The sequence below is a fragment of the Polynucleobacter necessarius genome, from assembly GCF_900095185.1.
Classification (GTDB): domain Bacteria; phylum Pseudomonadota; class Gammaproteobacteria; order Burkholderiales; family Burkholderiaceae; genus Polynucleobacter.
This window is the reverse complement of sequence record NZ_LT606948.1, coordinates 812,878-828,416: the sequence shown is the minus strand read 5'-3', so window position 1 is coordinate 828,416 and position 15,539 is coordinate 812,878. Positions and strand designations below refer to the sequence as shown.

At 44.9% G+C, this 15,539-nt stretch carries 19 protein-coding genes and 3 pseudogenes; 9 read left to right on the top strand and 13 right to left on the bottom strand.

The features are described 5' to 3' along the window. Window positions 1-6 precede the first annotated feature (6 nt). The 3 genes from cgtA to rplU form a co-directional block, all read right to left on the bottom strand. A complete protein-coding gene (gene cgtA, locus DXE31_RS04790) occupies window positions 7-1,095 on the bottom strand; it encodes an Obg family GTPase CgtA (RefSeq protein ID WP_114698000.1) in 1,089 nt (362 codons plus the stop codon). A gap of 91 nt (window positions 1,096-1,186) precedes the next feature. Continuing rightward, entirely contained in the window at window positions 1,187-1,447 is a 261-nt protein-coding gene (gene rpmA / locus DXE31_RS04785) for a 50S ribosomal protein L27 (protein ID WP_114697999.1), read from the bottom strand. 19 nt (window positions 1,448-1,466) lie between these two features. Beyond that, on the bottom strand, window positions 1,467-1,778 hold the full coding sequence (gene rplU, locus DXE31_RS04780; RefSeq protein ID WP_114697998.1) for a 50S ribosomal protein L21: 312 nt from the start codon (window positions 1,776-1,778) through the stop codon (window positions 1,467-1,469). 75 nt (window positions 1,779-1,853) lie between these two features. Here rplU and DXE31_RS04775 point away from each other — a divergent pair, with 75 nt between their 5' ends. Then, entirely contained in the window at window positions 1,854-2,858 is a 1,005-nt protein-coding gene (locus tag DXE31_RS04775) for a polyprenyl synthetase family protein (protein ID WP_114697997.1), read from the top strand. Window positions 2,859-2,987: 129 nt separating this feature from the next. Here DXE31_RS04775 and DXE31_RS04770 read toward each other — a convergent pair whose 3' ends face one another. Further along, window positions 2,988-3,683 (bottom strand): hypothetical protein, encoded by a 696-nt coding sequence (locus DXE31_RS04770; RefSeq protein WP_197712145.1) that lies wholly within the window; start codon window positions 3,681-3,683, stop codon window positions 2,988-2,990. Between the two features lie 237 nt (window positions 3,684-3,920). Between DXE31_RS04770 and DXE31_RS04765 the strand changes: the two genes are divergently transcribed. After that, window positions 3,921-4,577: a fumarylacetoacetate hydrolase family protein gene (locus tag DXE31_RS04765; protein ID WP_197712245.1), complete on the top strand. Its 657-nt coding sequence runs from the start codon at window positions 3,921-3,923 to the stop codon at window positions 4,575-4,577. Here the strand turns inward: DXE31_RS04765 and DXE31_RS04760 are convergent. Continuing rightward, window positions 4,569-5,410 (bottom strand): annotated as a pseudogene (locus tag DXE31_RS04760) (sodium:solute symporter family transporter); the annotation flags it as partial. The gene DXE31_RS04765 and the pseudogene DXE31_RS04760 overlap by 9 nt on opposite strands. Window positions 5,411-5,538: 128 nt before the next feature. Here DXE31_RS04760 and DXE31_RS04755 point away from each other — a divergent pair. Next, window positions 5,539-6,501, top strand: a complete 963-nt coding sequence (locus tag DXE31_RS04755) for a squalene/phytoene synthase family protein (protein ID WP_114697996.1) — start codon at window positions 5,539-5,541, stop codon at window positions 6,499-6,501. An 18-nt stretch (window positions 6,502-6,519) separates the two neighbouring features. Here the strand turns inward: DXE31_RS04755 and DXE31_RS04750 are convergent, their stop codons facing one another. Further along, the gene (locus DXE31_RS04750; protein ID WP_114697995.1) at window positions 6,520-7,032 is read right to left on the bottom strand and encodes a methylated-DNA--[protein]-cysteine S-methyltransferase; all 513 of its coding nucleotides are present in this window, start codon (window positions 7,030-7,032) and stop codon (window positions 6,520-6,522) included. Window positions 7,033-7,280: 248 nt separating this feature from the next. Beyond that, window positions 7,281-7,574 carry a hypothetical protein gene (locus DXE31_RS12390; RefSeq protein WP_331852042.1) on the bottom strand — a complete coding sequence of 98 codons (294 nt, stop codon included), beginning with the start codon at window positions 7,572-7,574 and terminating at the stop codon, window positions 7,281-7,283. Between DXE31_RS12390 and DXE31_RS04745 the strand changes: the two genes are divergently transcribed. The 6 genes and pseudogenes from DXE31_RS04745 to zapD all read left to right on the top strand — a co-directional run bounded on the left by DXE31_RS04745 (window position 7,465) and on the right by zapD (window position 11,986). Beyond that, window positions 7,465-8,430 (top strand): CNNM domain-containing protein, encoded by a 966-nt coding sequence (locus DXE31_RS04745; RefSeq protein ID WP_331852033.1) that lies wholly within the window; start codon window positions 7,465-7,467, stop codon window positions 8,428-8,430. The two genes, DXE31_RS12390 and DXE31_RS04745, sit on opposite strands and share 110 nt — an antisense overlap. Then, window positions 8,427-9,490: pseudogene (locus DXE31_RS10260) on the top strand (GspE/PulE family protein). The gene DXE31_RS04745 and the pseudogene DXE31_RS10260 overlap by 4 nt, the downstream one beginning before the upstream one ends. Window positions 9,491-9,784: 294 nt before the next feature. Continuing rightward, window positions 9,785-10,081: a type II secretion system F family protein gene (locus tag DXE31_RS11185; protein WP_331852032.1), complete on the top strand. Its 297-nt coding sequence runs from the start codon at window positions 9,785-9,787 to the stop codon at window positions 10,079-10,081. After that, window positions 10,081-10,581 carry a prepilin peptidase gene (locus tag DXE31_RS04730; RefSeq protein WP_114697994.1) on the top strand — a complete coding sequence of 167 codons (501 nt, stop codon included), beginning with the start codon at window positions 10,081-10,083 and terminating at the stop codon, window positions 10,579-10,581. Before DXE31_RS11185 ends, DXE31_RS04730 begins: the two co-directional genes overlap by 1 nt. Continuing rightward, window positions 10,536-11,222, top strand: coding sequence for a dephospho-CoA kinase (gene coaE, locus DXE31_RS04725; protein ID WP_114697993.1), 687 nt, complete (start codon window positions 10,536-10,538; stop codon window positions 11,220-11,222). The genes DXE31_RS04730 and coaE overlap by 46 nt, the downstream gene beginning before the upstream one ends. An 11-nt stretch (window positions 11,223-11,233) precedes the next feature. Further along, window positions 11,234-11,986, top strand: coding sequence for a cell division protein ZapD (gene zapD, locus DXE31_RS04720; protein ID WP_114697992.1), 753 nt, complete (start codon window positions 11,234-11,236; stop codon window positions 11,984-11,986). Here the strand turns inward: zapD and DXE31_RS04715 are convergent. The 6 genes and pseudogenes from DXE31_RS04715 to DXE31_RS11175 all read right to left on the bottom strand — a co-directional run. Next, a pseudogene (locus DXE31_RS04715) lies at window positions 11,983-12,306 on the bottom strand (NUDIX domain-containing protein); the annotation flags it as partial. The gene zapD and the pseudogene DXE31_RS04715 sit on opposite strands and share 4 nt — an antisense overlap. A 92-nt stretch (window positions 12,307-12,398) precedes the next feature. Then, the gene (locus DXE31_RS04710) at window positions 12,399-13,271 is read right to left on the bottom strand and encodes an ATP-binding protein (protein ID WP_415077806.1); all 873 of its coding nucleotides are present in this window, start codon (window positions 13,269-13,271) and stop codon (window positions 12,399-12,401) included. A gap of 15 nt (window positions 13,272-13,286) precedes the next feature. Further along, window positions 13,287-14,522: a bifunctional glutamate N-acetyltransferase/amino-acid acetyltransferase ArgJ gene (argJ, locus tag DXE31_RS04705; protein ID WP_114697990.1), complete on the bottom strand. Its 1,236-nt coding sequence runs from the start codon at window positions 14,520-14,522 to the stop codon at window positions 13,287-13,289. Window positions 14,523-14,852: 330 nt separating this feature from the next. Further along, window positions 14,853-15,059 carry a MoaD/ThiS family protein gene (locus DXE31_RS12820; RefSeq protein ID WP_415078069.1) on the bottom strand — a complete coding sequence of 69 codons (207 nt, stop codon included), beginning with the start codon at window positions 15,057-15,059 and terminating at the stop codon, window positions 14,853-14,855. A 74-nt stretch (window positions 15,060-15,133) separates the two neighbouring features. Continuing rightward, on the bottom strand, window positions 15,134-15,307 hold the full coding sequence (locus DXE31_RS11180) for a hypothetical protein (protein WP_231969365.1): 174 nt from the start codon (window positions 15,305-15,307) through the stop codon (window positions 15,134-15,136). 48 nt (window positions 15,308-15,355) lie between these two features. Continuing rightward, on the bottom strand, window positions 15,356-15,514 hold the full coding sequence (locus DXE31_RS11175) for a hypothetical protein (protein ID WP_231969364.1): 159 nt from the start codon (window positions 15,512-15,514) through the stop codon (window positions 15,356-15,358). Window positions 15,515-15,539 lie beyond the last annotated feature (25 nt).

The window sequence follows — 15,539 nt, the reverse complement described above, 5'->3', positions numbered from 1 at the left end:
CGATATTTAATCTGGTTTTTTATCCTCTGCAGCGTCTTGATACCGAGGATCTTGAGCGCGCTCATCAGCATCATCTCGATCACGACGTACAGAGTCTAAGTAATCCTGCAAAGAGTAGCAGAGCTTATCGCAGCCCATACCAGTTAAAGCGGAAATCTCAAAAACAGGCCCCTTCCACTTAAACTTTTTAACAAAGTCGGCAACCACTTTTTTACGATCTTCCTCTGGGATCATGTCGACTTTATTGAACACCAACCATCGTGGCTTCTCAACCAAAGCCTCATCATACTTACGCAACTCATTGACGATGGCATTAGCATCCGCTACTGGATCTACTTTCTCATCAAAAGGGGCAATCTCAACCAAATGCAGCAAGACACCTGTACGTTGCAAGTGGCGCAAAAAACGATGACCTAAACCAGCACCCTCAGCTGCACCCTCAATCAACCCCGGTATGTCCGCAATCACAAAGCTACGCTCATTACCAACACGAACAACACCCAAGTTTGGATGCAAAGTAGTGAATGGGTAATCCGCAATCTTTGGTCGGGCATTAGAAACCGCAGTGATCAAGGTAGATTTGCCAGCATTTGGCATGCCCAATAAACCTACGTCAGCCAATACCTTAAGTTCCAATTTCAACTTACGGCGTTCACCAGGCTTGCCATTAGTCTTCTGGCGCGGAGCCCGATTAGTACTACTCTTAAAGTGAATATTGCCCCAACCACCAACACCACCTTGCGCTAGACACAAACGTTCACCATGCGTAGTTAAGTCAGCAATAGGCTCACCTGTTTCATAGTCAGAAATGATGGTGCCAACCGACATGCGCAATTCAATATCATCGCCAGCGCGTCCGTAACAGTCAGCTCCACGACCCGGCTCACCATTTTTTGCAATATGTGTTTTTGCGTAACGATAATCAATCAAAGTGTTGATATTGCGATCGGCAATAGCCCAGACACTTCCGCCTTTGCCACCATCGCCACCATCAGGACCACCAAATTCAATGAACTTTTCACGGCGCATAGAGGCACTTCCGGCACCACCTTGCCCGGCAATTACTTCAATACGTGCTTCGTCTATAAATTTCATGAATAAACAAGGCCTCGCTTAGCGAGGCCTGTTCCTAAGAGTTAAATTCGGAATAAATCTGAATCAAACGTTTCTCAGTCAGGCAGGCGCCTTATGCACGAGGGAAGACTGAAACTTGGGCCTTCTTTAAAGCACCCTTAGCGCCGAATTCCACTTGTCCGTCAATCAAAGCAAACAAAGTGTGATCTTTGCCAATACCAACGTTAGCACCTGGATGTACACGTGTGCCTCGTTGACGAACGATGATGCTGCCAGCATGAATATGCTCGCCGCCAAACACCTTAACGCCTAAGCGTTTCGCTTCTGAGTCACGGCCATTTCGTGTTGAGCCGCCGCCTTTTTTCTGTGCCATATCTTTCTCCTACCCTGAATTAGGCTTTAATCGTGTTGATCAAAATTTCAGTGAAATTTTGACGATGGCCTTGGTGCTTTTGATAATGCTTGCGACGGCGCATCTTAAAGATTGTCACTTTATCGTGTCGTCCTTGGGAGACGACAGTGGCCATCACAGCTGCACCATTAACCAATGGATCACCTAATTTCAGTGAAGCGCCCTCGCCAACGGCGAGGACTTGGCCAAGAGTGATTTCGCTGCCGATTTCCGCTGGTATCTGTTCTATTTTCAATTTTTCGCCTGCAGCAACTTTATACTGTTTGCCACCGGTTTTTATGACCGCGTACATGGTTTGAAACCTCAATTAATATCTACATTTAAGCTAATCCAGCCTGGATAAGCTAAGCCTATCATTATATCTTGCATGACGAGCACTGTCAAAATCAATGCCTTAAGCCAAATTCTGGCCCCAATCGCCTTAGATTTCAAGGCCTTAGACGAGGTTATGCGTCAGCGTTTGACCTCAAAAGTTGCCTTAATCGATCAAATCTCAACTTATATTATCCAAGCGGGTGGCAAACGGGTTAGACCCGCCCTATTGATGCTTGTAGCCAAAGCTTTGGCCAATGGCCAGGAAACGCCCCACACATTGGAAATGTCTGCTGTCGTGGAATTCATTCATACAGCCACCCTGCTTCATGATGATGTCGTCGACGAATCCACTCTCAGAAGAGGACGTGAGACAGCAAATGCCGCATTCGGCAATGCGGCCAGCGTCTTAGTGGGCGATTTCTTATATTCCCGAGCCTTTCAGATGATGGTGAGGCCTAATGACCTGCGAGTCATGCAAATTCTGTCAGATGCAACCAATACGATTGCTGAAGGTGAGGTACTACAACTCCTCAATATGAATGATCCGGAAGTCGATGAAGCCAGCTACCTTCAAGTGATTCGCTACAAAACTGCCAAACTATTCGAGGCCTCTACCGAACTTGGGGCCATTCTCGCCAACGCTTCAGATACTCAACGCGAGCGGGCAGCAGCATTCGGGCGTCATATCGGCACCGCTTTTCAGTTAATGGATGATCTACTAGATTACACCGCTAACGCAGCTCAAATGGGGAAAAATGCTGGTGATGATTTACGCGAAGGTAAGCCCACATTACCGCTGATTTATTTGCTTGAAAATGGCAGCAATGAAGAGCGCTTATTGGTCCGCGCAACAATTAAACAAAATCAAGACTTACCAGATGATGTGTTTATCAAAATCCTCTCTGCAGTTCAAAGCTCGGGCGCTCTCGATTACACACAAGCAGCCGCTAAACGTGAAGCAGACCTAGCGCTTTCCTGCCTTAAAGACTTCCCAGCAAACCAAGCTAGTAAAGCTCTTCAGGAGCTTTGCACCTACTCTCTGACAAGGCAAACTTAAGCTCCTAGGCTACTAACTCGGAGCTCACGTGCAGTAATGCGTGCCAATTCAGATTCTTCACGTAAGCGTGCAATTTCTCCACTGGATAGTTTGGCTAAATTTGAATAATCCAATTTCCAAGAAGGGTCCTCAGACCAAATTAATGGAGATTGAACGGGTAGTGCGGCAGATTGGAGCTAATTCGAGCAGCCGTAAAGCTAAGTCAAGATTAATATCTTGCGATGCTAAGTCATTCGGTTTTGCAGCGGCATTGCCCAGCGGAAAATCACTAAATAAGAAACGGGGTACTCCGCAATATTCCACGATGTCTTTGGCCGCGCCCATCAATACAGTGGAAATACCCGCTGACTCCAAATATCGCGCTAACAAACTTTGGCTCTGATGACATATTGGGCAGTTTGGAATTAATACCGCCACATCCACACCATCTGCTTTTAGCATTTCTAACACGAGATGGGCATCTGTCTCTAATGTATGTCGCTGCCTCCAATTAGTCGGTAGACCATAAACATTCGAAGAAATCGCTTTTACTCTGCCAGCGCTAACCGTTCTGTCTGCAGTTTCCAGAGGAAACCAATACTTGCTATCTTTCATATCGGCGTTTTTACGTTCAACGCCAACATGTACAATTCGTAGATCGCTCTTACCGCCCACAGATTGACTGTATGGTTGATAAAACTTAGCGGCGGCGTTGTATGGCGCATCCTGACCCTGAGGACCTTTATCCGGATCATAGGGAGCTGCCGTCGTAATTATTCCCAATTCAGACTCTGAAAGTGGCTTTTTCAGAGGAGAAAAAAGGGGACGTTCACGAAATGGGCCCATACTTAGGGATTTTCGTATCCTAAGCCTAAATAATAGCTTCGGGTGCGCTCCAACATAGCATGCCGGCTGATCTTGTTCTGGTGCAAATGTAAGCTCAGAAGACTTTGACATCAATCTATCCCTGTAAGATATTACATATCAAATATTTAACCTTATATGATCACCTTATGGCTCAGTGGCTCAAATTTCAACATCAAGGAAAAAGTGCTTTAGGACAAACAAGTACAGGGAGATCAAATTGCCACTTACGATGGCGGCCTATTTAACGGACCTAAGGCAACTGGCGAGACCATTAAATTATCTGATGTAACAATTGATATCCCATGCACCCCGTCCAAAATGGTTGATAACTTTCATGCATTGGTCACTAAGCTTGAGCATGCAGTTCCTGCTGAGCCGCTTTACTTTTTAAAAGGACACAATTCCTTTTTGGCAGCAAACCAAGTTATTCACACCCCCAAATCCTATTCAGGAAAAGTCGTTGATGAAGGCGAGTTGGGTATTGTAATCGGCAAGCATTGTCATGCAGTCAATGAAGCAGAGGCGGCTAAAGCAATTGTTGGTTATACCTGCATTAATGATGTCACAGCCATCGAAATCTTAAATCGTGATCCTGGGTATGCTCAGTGGACTCGCGCCAAGAGTTTTAAGACCTTTGGCGTCTTTGGTCTCTACATCACGACCGATGTAGACCCAAATAAGCTGACTATCAAAACCATTCTTAATGATCAAGAGCGTCAAAACTACCTAATTGCAGATATGATCTGCCCGCCGGCAAAACTGGTAAGCCCGATCTCTCAGAATGTGCCACTTGAAGCTGGCGATATCATTGCTTGTGGCACGTCCGTTGGCGTTGGACCTATGAGACAGCAACTGAGGGTGCCAATAAGGTAGCACTGGCACAGCTCTTGATAGCAGAAAGAAGGGCACCCCACCGAGCAAAGCCGCCTGCACCGCAGTATTCACATTCTTAGATGATGTTAAGCGCTGAAATATATCTTGCTGAGGTATCGATCCCAGCATCATGGTGCATAAAGCTGCCACAAAACCCAGGATAGAAGCCAGATTCATATCGGGCCAAAAATTACCAAACTGACCTGCCGCTGCTGTATGCTCGATCATCACACCAACGCCACCAGTCTGCGCCGTCATTTCACCGCCAATGTACAGCATCCCAATCCAACAATGATGATAATCAGTAATAGCTACTGACCACATTCCACCAAACAAGGTGTAAATCAAAACGCTCCCCGCGCCAATCAACATCCCACCAGTTTGTGCGAAATACTTCCTTCAGATACAACATTAAATACGAGACCCAGTGCTTTAATTTGAGCAGCCACCCAACCGAAATAAGACACCACAATACGGAGTGGTACTAAGACTTCTACCGTACGACCATACTTCTCACGAAAGAAGTCACCAATCGTTAACATGCGACGGTTATAGAAGTGGCGAGCAAAAAAGAGACCTACCAAAATCAAACAAAGAGAGGATCCAAAGCGATCGGAAACTACACCCCCTAAACCTTCCTTCAAAAAGGTGGCAGGAATACCCAGGACGGTTTCGGAGCCAAACCAAGTAGCAAAAACTGTGGCGGTAACAATCGGTAAAGGCTGACTATGCCCCGCTGCGGCGAAGTCAGCGGTATTTTTAACGCGTAGGGCAGCCCACAAGCCAATGCCCACTGAAATTACCCAGTAAATGATGACGAACCAAATGAGCACGCCTAAAGCCGCCTTCTGAAATTGATGAAATCATATGGCCTTGTCACTTTTGACAGATAGCAGAATTACCCATCGGGAGTGCCGCATAAAAGATGATGCTCTGAGATAATTGACCCGTGAAAGCATCCATGCAAGCCCCCAATTTAAATCCGTCTGCAGATCTGGCTTACCAAAAAGCCATTCTGAGTTCTGTATCACGGACTTTTGCCCTCACGATCCCGCTTTTACCGCCCAATATTGAAAAGGTAGTGGGCAACACCTACCTTCTCTGCCGCATTATCGACACCATTGAAGATGCAGCCGATATCAGCGCAGAGACTAAACAATCACTTTCAGCGCTCTTTTTAAATGCAGTTCTAGAAAAAGCACCTGTTGAAATATTTGTGCAAGCCTGTCTAGAGACCTTAAAAAATTACGGCAATCAGGACGAGCTAGATCTCATTTCTCACACACCTACCGTTTTGCGGATTTTGCATACTTGCTCACAGAGTGATCAGAAAGCAGTAAGTCGTTGTGTTTCCATCATGTCTGAAGGAATGTCTTATTTCCATGCAAAGCAAAATCGTGAAGGCCTGAACGGCCTTGCAGAGTTTGAAAAATATTGTTATGTAGTTGCTGGAGTCGTGGGCGAACTTCTAACTACTATTTTTGGTAATCATTCTCGTGCCTGTGAAAGAAAGTTTATCGGTCATGAAAAGTTAGCCATTGCTTTCGGACAAGCTTTGCAAATGACCAATATTTTGAAAGATGCGCCCGAAGATAAGACGCGCGGAGTATCCTGGAAACCGGTCAACGTCAGTCAGACAGAGCTTTTGAATATTGCATACCAAAAGCTAGAAGACTCCATGACCTATATTCTATTAATTCCCAAGCGGGAGCGAGGCATGAGACGTTTTTGCTTTTTAACCTTTGGCTTGGCAGTAATGACTCTTTCTAGGATTGCTAATCGGACAGAATTTCATGATAAAAATGAAGTGAAGCTCTCTAAAAATACAGTAATGAAGTTTTATGCATTCACAAACATTGCCGTTACAAGTGATCTTCTTATGAAAGCTTTCTTTTATTTCAATAGCAGACTGTTGGCAAAGTAAGCAATTACATAAGCAATTTCAAATTGCCCCTTCATGCCTAAGCAACCACATCTTAATTTGGCGATATAAACCTGGGGAGTTTTCTTTCATAAACCCCCCAAGTCCCTGAGCAGAAACGACTCGATGACAGGGAGCAATTAATGGATAGGGATTGGCACCACATGCCGTCCCGACTGCCCGCGCCCCACTCTTAATTTGCTTGGCTACCTCTCCATAAGTTTTGGTTTTGCCAACCGGTATATTTTGAATGCTAGCCCACACTTTTTTTTGGTGCTCCGTACCAGCAGGCTTAATCGGTAGATCAAATTGGCAACTAGGGTCCTTAAAATAGGCCCTGCACTGTTTTGCAACTTCTTTGGCCAGTTGATTTTGCGGGGCAATCAAGGCTACGCCTGCTGGTAAGTAGTCGATTTTTGTCAGCATCAAACTACCATCCACTAGCTCAGTCAAAATTCCCAGTCGGCCAAAAGGCGCTGCAACAACATAGTAGTTAGGACTATTCGCGCTTATTTGCTTTTCAGATGGCTTCATAAGGATTCATTCTCACACAATTAAGCAGGGAAGCGGACGGCTCTTTCTTCTCTGTCCCTAGCTTGTCAAATGGCACTTTGCTATATTGACTCATCCTTACTTTTTTTAGGCAGAATGTATGGACGCCTTTTTTGACGATTAGCCGTTTTATCGTCAAGTTGCTCTAGTCCTATTGTTACGCGCACTATCGGGATTTTTCTCGATGGCTGAAACCAGTATGCTCTCCTCCAATCGCCATCGCCTCCGTGCTATGGCAAATGGTAGTAACGCTGGGGCAACACTGCCGAAAGACTACTTAAGCGCATTGATTCCTTGCTATCAGTGCTACTGATTTCTAATAATCTCATCAATACCATATGACCAATTCCGGTCACTGGAATCGCGCTACATATTTTCGGTGATAGTGGCTTAGTACTCTCAATTGCAACACTCATAGTTGCGCTACTCATCATCATCTTTAGCAAAATTACCCCAAAAGTAATAGGTGCCGCATTTCCTAAAAAGATTGCCGCCAATGTTGGTTGGTTGATTTTGCCTCGCATATTTGTATTGAAACCATTACTTTGGTTTATTAAGAGCTTTTTTTCGGGTCTTATGAGGGTACTGGGTCTGCAGTCCTCTTCTGATAGCAGAGCTATGAGCAAAGAAAAATTGCGTAGCCTTTCAAACCGATTTGCCTCTAATCATCACCGCAACATTCTGTTAAACCTATTTAATCTAGAGAGCATCACTGTAAATGACGTCATGACCCATAGGTCCAAGATTGAGGCGCTCGACCTCTCAAGACCGATTGACGAGGTAGTTCAACAACTAGAAACCTGCTATCACAACAAATTACCCGTCTGCGATGGTGACTCCGAAAGGATCGTGCGGATCCTTTCGGTTAAAAAGACCTTGTCATTACTGGGTGATGCTGACTTAAAGCACCAAGACTTTCGTTCTTTACTAAATGAACCTTACTTTATTCCAAGTGGCACCCCAGTATTACCACAAATGCAATTTTTTCAAGACAACCAACAACGCCTGAGGTTGGTTGTAAATGAATATGGTGAAGCGCTAGGTCTGGTAACTTTTGAAGATATCGTCAAAGAGCGTATTGATGAATACACTACCTCATTCTCTAACCTTTCGACCGATCCACGCTGGCTTGCAGATGCTATGTATTTACCATCTGGTGGCGAATCTTTACGGGATCTGCATCGATTGCTCACCCTCAATCTTCCATGCAATGGACCGCGGACATTAAATGGTCTCATCCTCGAAAAACTCGAGGCCATCCCAGCTCACGATGTGAGCATTCGTATTGCCGGAATTGTCATGGAAATAGTGCAGTTTGATGAGCATGGTGTAAAAACGGTCAAGCTCTATCGCCCCATAATAGTTCAAGCACAAGATTGAGTATTGCACCAGATGATTCGCTCATTATTCGCACTTGGTATGAAATCGCTACACATGCCCTTAATGCCAGAGCGAGCGATATCCACATCGAGGCAGGCTCTCAAGCCACGCTAGTCCGCTTCCGTGTAGATAGCCTACTTGCACCCCTATTGAAGATCACGATCGTCTGATTACCCGTATCAAGGTATTGGCCCGATTAAATATCGCAGAGAAGCGCCTTCCTCAGGATGGACGCCTCTCAATAGGTCACAACTTCTCCAAGCCCAATATAGATTGTCGCGTGTCCATACTTCCAACCCTTTATGGAGAAAAGGCAGGCATCAGAATTTTGCCTAGCCGCATTGAAGACCTTCAATTGGAGGAGCTTAGCCTACTTACTGAGCAACTTGAAATTATTTAAAAAGCTCTAGCCCAACCACATAGTCTTTTTCTTGTAACGGGACCAACAGGTAGCGGAAAAACTCGCACCCTCTATAGTTGCCTGAGATACCTAAATCAACTACATCGTAATCTTTGCTCTATCGAGGATCCTATTGAAATTTGTTTAGCAGGAGTCAATCAAGTGGCCTATCACCCGCGTGCAGGCCTAGACTTCCCAACCATTATTCTTGCCCTTCTTAGACAAGACCATGATGTCATGATGATCGGAGAAATACGAGACGCTCCCACAGCACAACTAGCAATTCAAGCAGCCCAAACAGGGCATCTGGTTTTGAGTACTCTACATACGCGCAGCGCTCATGGGGCACTGTCTAGACTTAAAAATTTAAGGATAGATCATGAATCTCTTGAATCCTACCTTTTGAGTGTAAGCTCACAACGCTTAATCCGCAGGACTTGCCCGCAGCAGCGCCTTGAAACTAACAATTCATCGACAGGTCCCAGCTGCAAGGGAAGCGGCTACTTTGGGCGTATTGGCGCTCACGAAGTCTTAAGCAGAGATCATCTATTTGGGTCAGCGCTTTCTCAACTCAACATGTACAAGGCTGGATTGACTCATATACAAGCGGGCCTCATCAATCAAGCATCCCTGAACCCTGAAGTTGGGGAATGGCATTAATACTTAGTAAGCAAGATCAACTGCATTTTCCAGAACAACTCTTAACTCTTTTAGAGTCAGGCTTACCACTTCTATGGCTCAAGTTTTCAAGGTTACAAAGATTCTGCGATCGATTGAGCTGCTCCATACCAGCCCTTGGTCAGCTCCTCAGGTTCGCGTCTCTTACTTACTGCAGGACATTAGGTCACCTTCTGAAATCTGGATTGCCACTCCCAGATGCCCTGAAAGTCACCGCCCAATCATCTAACCACTGGCTTATCTAACCACTAGCTTAGTCATGATTTCAGTGCAGAAATATTTAAGCACCTAACCCGAGGCTCATCACTGGAGGATGCAATCTATAAGGCCGATTCAAAACAACTGCTTTTTAATCTGGAAACTCTGCAGCTTTTAAGAATCGCCCCTGAGAGTGGCGCCCTTGCTGAGATGTTAAAAAGACGATCCTCGATCCTAGGTTCCCAACTAAGCAATCGACTGAGCCATTTAAGTCAACGCTTGGAGCCCCTATTGATAATCATCGTTGGACTCATCATTGGAAGTCTAGTCATAATCCTATATCTTCCTATCTTTAACCTAGGGCAGATTATTTAATGGGTACCATTGCTTTTTTGGATTGGGTCAGCATTTTCTTAATAGCCTCGTTAATCTATTTGGCTTATATTGATTTGCGCACTTTCCGATTACCAGACGCCATTACCCTACCGCTCATTTTCTTTGGACTACTGTTTAACGGTCTTATCAGTCAGGGATTTGCCGCCTTTAAGGACGCAGTTATTGGAATGATTCTGGGCTACGTGAGTCTTTGGGCTGTCAATTGTCTTTATCGAACTTTTAAAAAACAGGATGGTATCGGTATGGGTGACGCCAAACTATTAGCAGCATTAGGTACATGGTTCGGCTGGTCTGCATTACCCAGCATTCTGTTTATAGCATCTATAACAGGGCTAATTGGGGGTTTTATTTGGTTGCAACAGAAGAAACACAATCATTATTCAGTCTTTCCATTTGGACCATTTCTTGCCATTGCTGGCATCATTGAGTTGTTATGGCCACAGATCCTGCAAACTCCCTCCATCAACAACCCAGCTTAGATTCATTAAAGGGGGGCGCCCCTTTCATTGGCCTTACAGGAGGGGTTGGCTCAGGCAAAACCGCTGTCAGTGACATGCTCGCTCAATTTGGGGCGGGTGTAGTCGATACCGACCAGATTGCTCACCAGATTACCTCTCCCAATGGAGTCGCAGTACCCTTGATTAAAAAGCAGTTTGGCTCAGACTTTCTTGACCCCGTTGGGGCTCTAGATAGAAGCAAAATGCGGCACTTAGTGTTTGCCAACCCTGAAGCTAGAAAACGATTAGAGGCTATCACTCACCCCTTGATTCGGATAGAATCTGCCCGACAAGCCCAGAGACTGCTTCGAAAGCATGTCCCTTATGTAGTTTTTGCCGTTCCCTTATTGATTGAATCGGGTAATTGGAGGCAATTGATTGATTACTTAGTTGTAGTAGACTGCCTAAAGGAGACTCAGATTGAGCGGGTGATGCACCGCAGCAATTTACCCCGAAATGAGGTGGAAAAAATTCTAGAAGCCCAAGCCAACAGAAATGAGCGCCTGAAGAGTGCAGATTTCATCATTGAAAACCAGGGAACTCTTCAACAGTTGCAGGCAGAAGCACCCCAGTTGCACCAAAAATTCTTACAGATTGGCAAAGATCGCCTCAGTTCGTCATAGAATATGGGCTTGTGATTGTCTACGAATACCCTTTCAATGAATTAGTTCGAAGCATGCTTCGACTAGAGTATTTGTTCGCCCGTTTCAATCACTTTGTTCGCTCGGATGATCCCGAGTTACATCACAATGCTATTTCCATTTTGTTTGATCTTGGAGATATTGGTGCTCGCGGTGATATCAAGTCGTTGCTTCTAAAAGAATTTGAACGTCAAAAATATGCGCTAAACGGATTAAAGTCGTCGCAAAAAGTAGACCAAGAGGCGCTCTCACAAACCCTTTCTGAAATTGATACTGTTGCAAGCAGCATCAATCAGTCTGCAGGCAGACCAAATGCTGTCTTTACTGAAAACGAGTGGCTAAATGCAATTCGTACTCGCCTAAATATTCCAGGTGGAACGAGCCCTATTGATTTACCAAGCTATCACGCATGGAAAAGTAGCCCCACGTCAGAGCGTCGCGAGCTACTGGAAAAATATATCAGACCACTCTTGCCATGGCATGAAGCATCTCAATTATTTTTACACCTACTTCGCCAGTCTGGTGAAGCTAAAGATGTCGTTGCGCACAACGGATCTTTTCAGCAAGCACCGTCTGGTAAGGTATATCAACTCATGCGAATAGCCGTTGAAGATGACACCTTATTTTCAGAAATTAGTGCCAACAAGTATTTGTTATCTGTTCGCTTCTTAAAGTCAGAGCGCGACAAAAAAGCACAGCTAGTAAATGCCGATGTGCCATTCAAATTAACTCTCTGCCAGCTTTAAGATAAAGCCCTTCTGAGGCGCTCCAGCATTGGCCAGGCAGCCGGGGCCAATAAAGGTTCAACACTTGGTGATTCAGCGGCAATATCCTCCCAAGATAATGCTTGCCCTTCGCAACCCGTTGGAGTTCCAGACCAATCTCGAATGATGCTGACATAAAGACGCACAAATGCATGGGGGTAAGCGTGCTCTAGAACCGTTAACTCTTCACTTGAGTGAAGATCAATACCGAGTTCTTCTTGTAATTCGCGGTGCAGGGCCTGAAAAACGGCCTCCCCTTTTTCAACTTTTCCATCAGGCACTTCGCAGTAGCCTCCATAAGGCTTACCTTCAGATCTTTACCCTAAAAGATATCGCCCTTCAGAATCAATCAATATTCCAGCAGCATCAACAGTGATTGGACGCTGGGTTTCAATCATGCAAAGATAGTGTAAGCATGCGATCCAGCCCAATGTTTAGCAAATTGCCAGGCAACACGTCCAGAGCGTGAGCCGCGCTCTAATGCCCAAACCAATGCCTCTGAGCGTGCTGCCTCAATTTGCTGGGTGTTTAAACCAAAGTGTTGCAACCAATGGGCGACGATTGCTAAATATTCATCCTGCTTAGGAGGATAAAAAGACAACCAAAGACCAAAGCGCTCGGATAAAGAAATTTTTTCTTCAACTACTTCACCTGGATGAATTTCACCATCATCACTATGAATATAACTCTCGTTATCTTTCATGTATTCAGGTAACAAATGACGTCGGTTGGAGGTGGCATAAATCAAAATATTCTCCACTTGGGCAGAAACAGAGCCATCTAAAGCTGATTTCATGGCTTTATAGCCTGATTCACCCTCCTCAAATGAAAGGTCATCGCAAAAAATAATGAAACGCTCTGGCCTCTCAGCCACAAGCTCAGTAATGTCGGCTAAATCTGCCAAATGCTCTTTTTCAACCTCAATCAAACGTAATCCCTGGCCAGCAAATTCATGCAAGCTCGCCTTCATCAAAGAGGATTTTCCTGTTCCCCTAGCACCAGTTAACAAGATATTATTTGCTGGCTTTTTAAGGATAAAGTTTTTGGTGTTGCCACGAATCGCATCACGCTGGCGATCAATGTTTTGCAGATCATCAAACGATATATCAGAAACGTGCTTTACTGGTTGCAAAAAACCAATGCTGCCAAAAATACCATCGCGACGACGCCACCTAAATGCAGTTGAGGATTTCCATTGAGCTTCAGTTATGGGTTTCGGTAAAAAAGTATCGAGATGGTCTAAAAGACGGTCTAGTTTTTCATTCATATTCGGGACAATCTTTTAAGAGCGGTAATCTGCATTAATAGATACATAGTCGTGAGATAGATCACAGGTCCACATAGTTTGTGCCGCGTTGCCGCGACCCAACTCAATCTTTACGGTGATTTCAGATGCCTGCATCACGCACTGACCATCTGACTCCTTGTAGTCTGGGTTGCGACCACCATCTTTGGCGACCCAAACGTCCCCCAACCACATCTGGACACGATTTACATCTAAATCAGCTATACCAGCATAACCAATTGCTGCAAGAATACGACCCAAATTAGGGTCACTAGCAAAAAATGCTGTCTTGACTAAAGGGGAATGAGCGACAGCCTTAGCGACTAAGCGACACTCTTCAGCATTTTTTCCGCCAAGCACCTCAATCGTCATAAACTTAGTTGCGCCTTCACCATCGCGCACAATCATCTGTGCTAACTTTCTAGCCAACGAAATGAATGCATCACGCAAAATTCCATAGTTAGGATCATTGACAGATTTAATCTGCACTGGCGACTGACCTGTCGCCATGATGATGAAAGAGTCATTTGTAGAGGTATCTCCATCAATCGTGATGGCATTAAACGAGAGATCAGCAACCTCTTGAGTCAGCTTACCCAACAGACCGGGAGCGAATTCAGCATCGGTTGCAATGAAGCCCAGCATCGTTGCCATATTCGGATGAATCATGCCGGCACCTTTACAGATCCCAGTGATCGTCACAGACCCTTCGACAGCTTGAACAGTCATCGAGGTAGCCTTAGGCTGAGTATCCGTAGTCATGATTGCCTCAGCCGCATCAAACCAATGATCTTCGCCTAGGTTAGCAATCGCCTTTGGCAAGGCGCTAATAATTTTTTCAATCGGAAGGGACTCTAGAATGACTCCCGTTGAAAATGGCAAGATTTGCTCTGACTTAATTTTCAACTCCTTTGCCAAGGCCGCACATGTTTCTAAGGCATGCTTCATACCAGTTTCGCCTGTGCCAGCATTTGCATTGCCGGTATTTACTACTAGAGCCCGAATTTCTTCATGACGGCCGTCCTGCGACAAATGCTCACGACAAATCTGGACAGGAGCAGCACAAAAACGATTTAGGGTAAAAACCCCGGCAACCTGAGAACCAGGCACTAGAGTCATCACGAGCAAGTCCTTGCGATTCGCCTTCTTAATTCCAGCTTCGGCGATACCCATCTCAAAACCTTTTACTGGTTTGAGTGCGGCTTTTTGGGGAATGGGTAAGTTCACTGTCATATATGACATCAAAAAATAAGTTAGGGGCCATGGTTAGCCGCCACCCCTACAAGTATAAAGATCAAATCGATTTAAAACAGCCAGACAGTCAGCACTAGTCCAGCCCGACGAAAACTCAAGCCTCACTCCAAGCACTGGAATCTCTAAAAGAGCAATTTTTCATACAGACCGCTCAAACGCTTCAATTTGTAGCTGTGAATTTTCTGCTATTAAATAGGCCATGCCATCTATTACCAGACTGGTATGTAAATAGAGGTCGCCAAGAGCTAGTAGCAACCACCGTAACAAATCTTGACTGGTGCAGCCCATCTTTCTCTCAAATTGCAGCATTTAAAAGACTGGAATAATTATCCGCCCAGCGACTGGAGGACAAATTGCAAGGGCGTCGCTAGGTTTGAGAACATATTGATCGCATTCTTGAAGTTTAATATAAACCCCATTTACCATCACCAAATGCGCTGATTTGCGAGGAATTTTATAAAGAAGAATGATGTCACCCATTGTGCTGTCATCGGCAAGTTCGCTTTCTGCTTCAATACTATTTTTTTAATGTGTGGTAAATAGTTTGCCAAACTGGCAAACAACTTTAAAATAATTTGCATTGCTACAGCTTAATTCATCCAAGTAGATTGCGCTTGACCAGCACCTAAAGGCATCTTTCCTTGAATTAACCCTCTTAATACACCTATATGTTCAGTACTACCAACACAAGTAGCGCCGACCAGAACATCCTCGAAAAATTCTAGCCGCAAATACTTATATTGCTCTAAATCAACCAATTCCACGTGATCACCACCCTTTGCTCCAGACCATAAGCCAAAAGAGGATGAGATTCAACCCAATGTATCAAGTACATTAATTTGTAGCGCGCCTAAACTCTCAATTTTTCCACCGGTCATAGCAATAGCAGCTATCCGAGCCTGCTCAGCAGCATTTGGTTGAATCGCATTCACAATACGCTCACCGATTGAGAAATCAAGACTCTCCGTCACATCTCCTGCGGCATAAATATCTTGG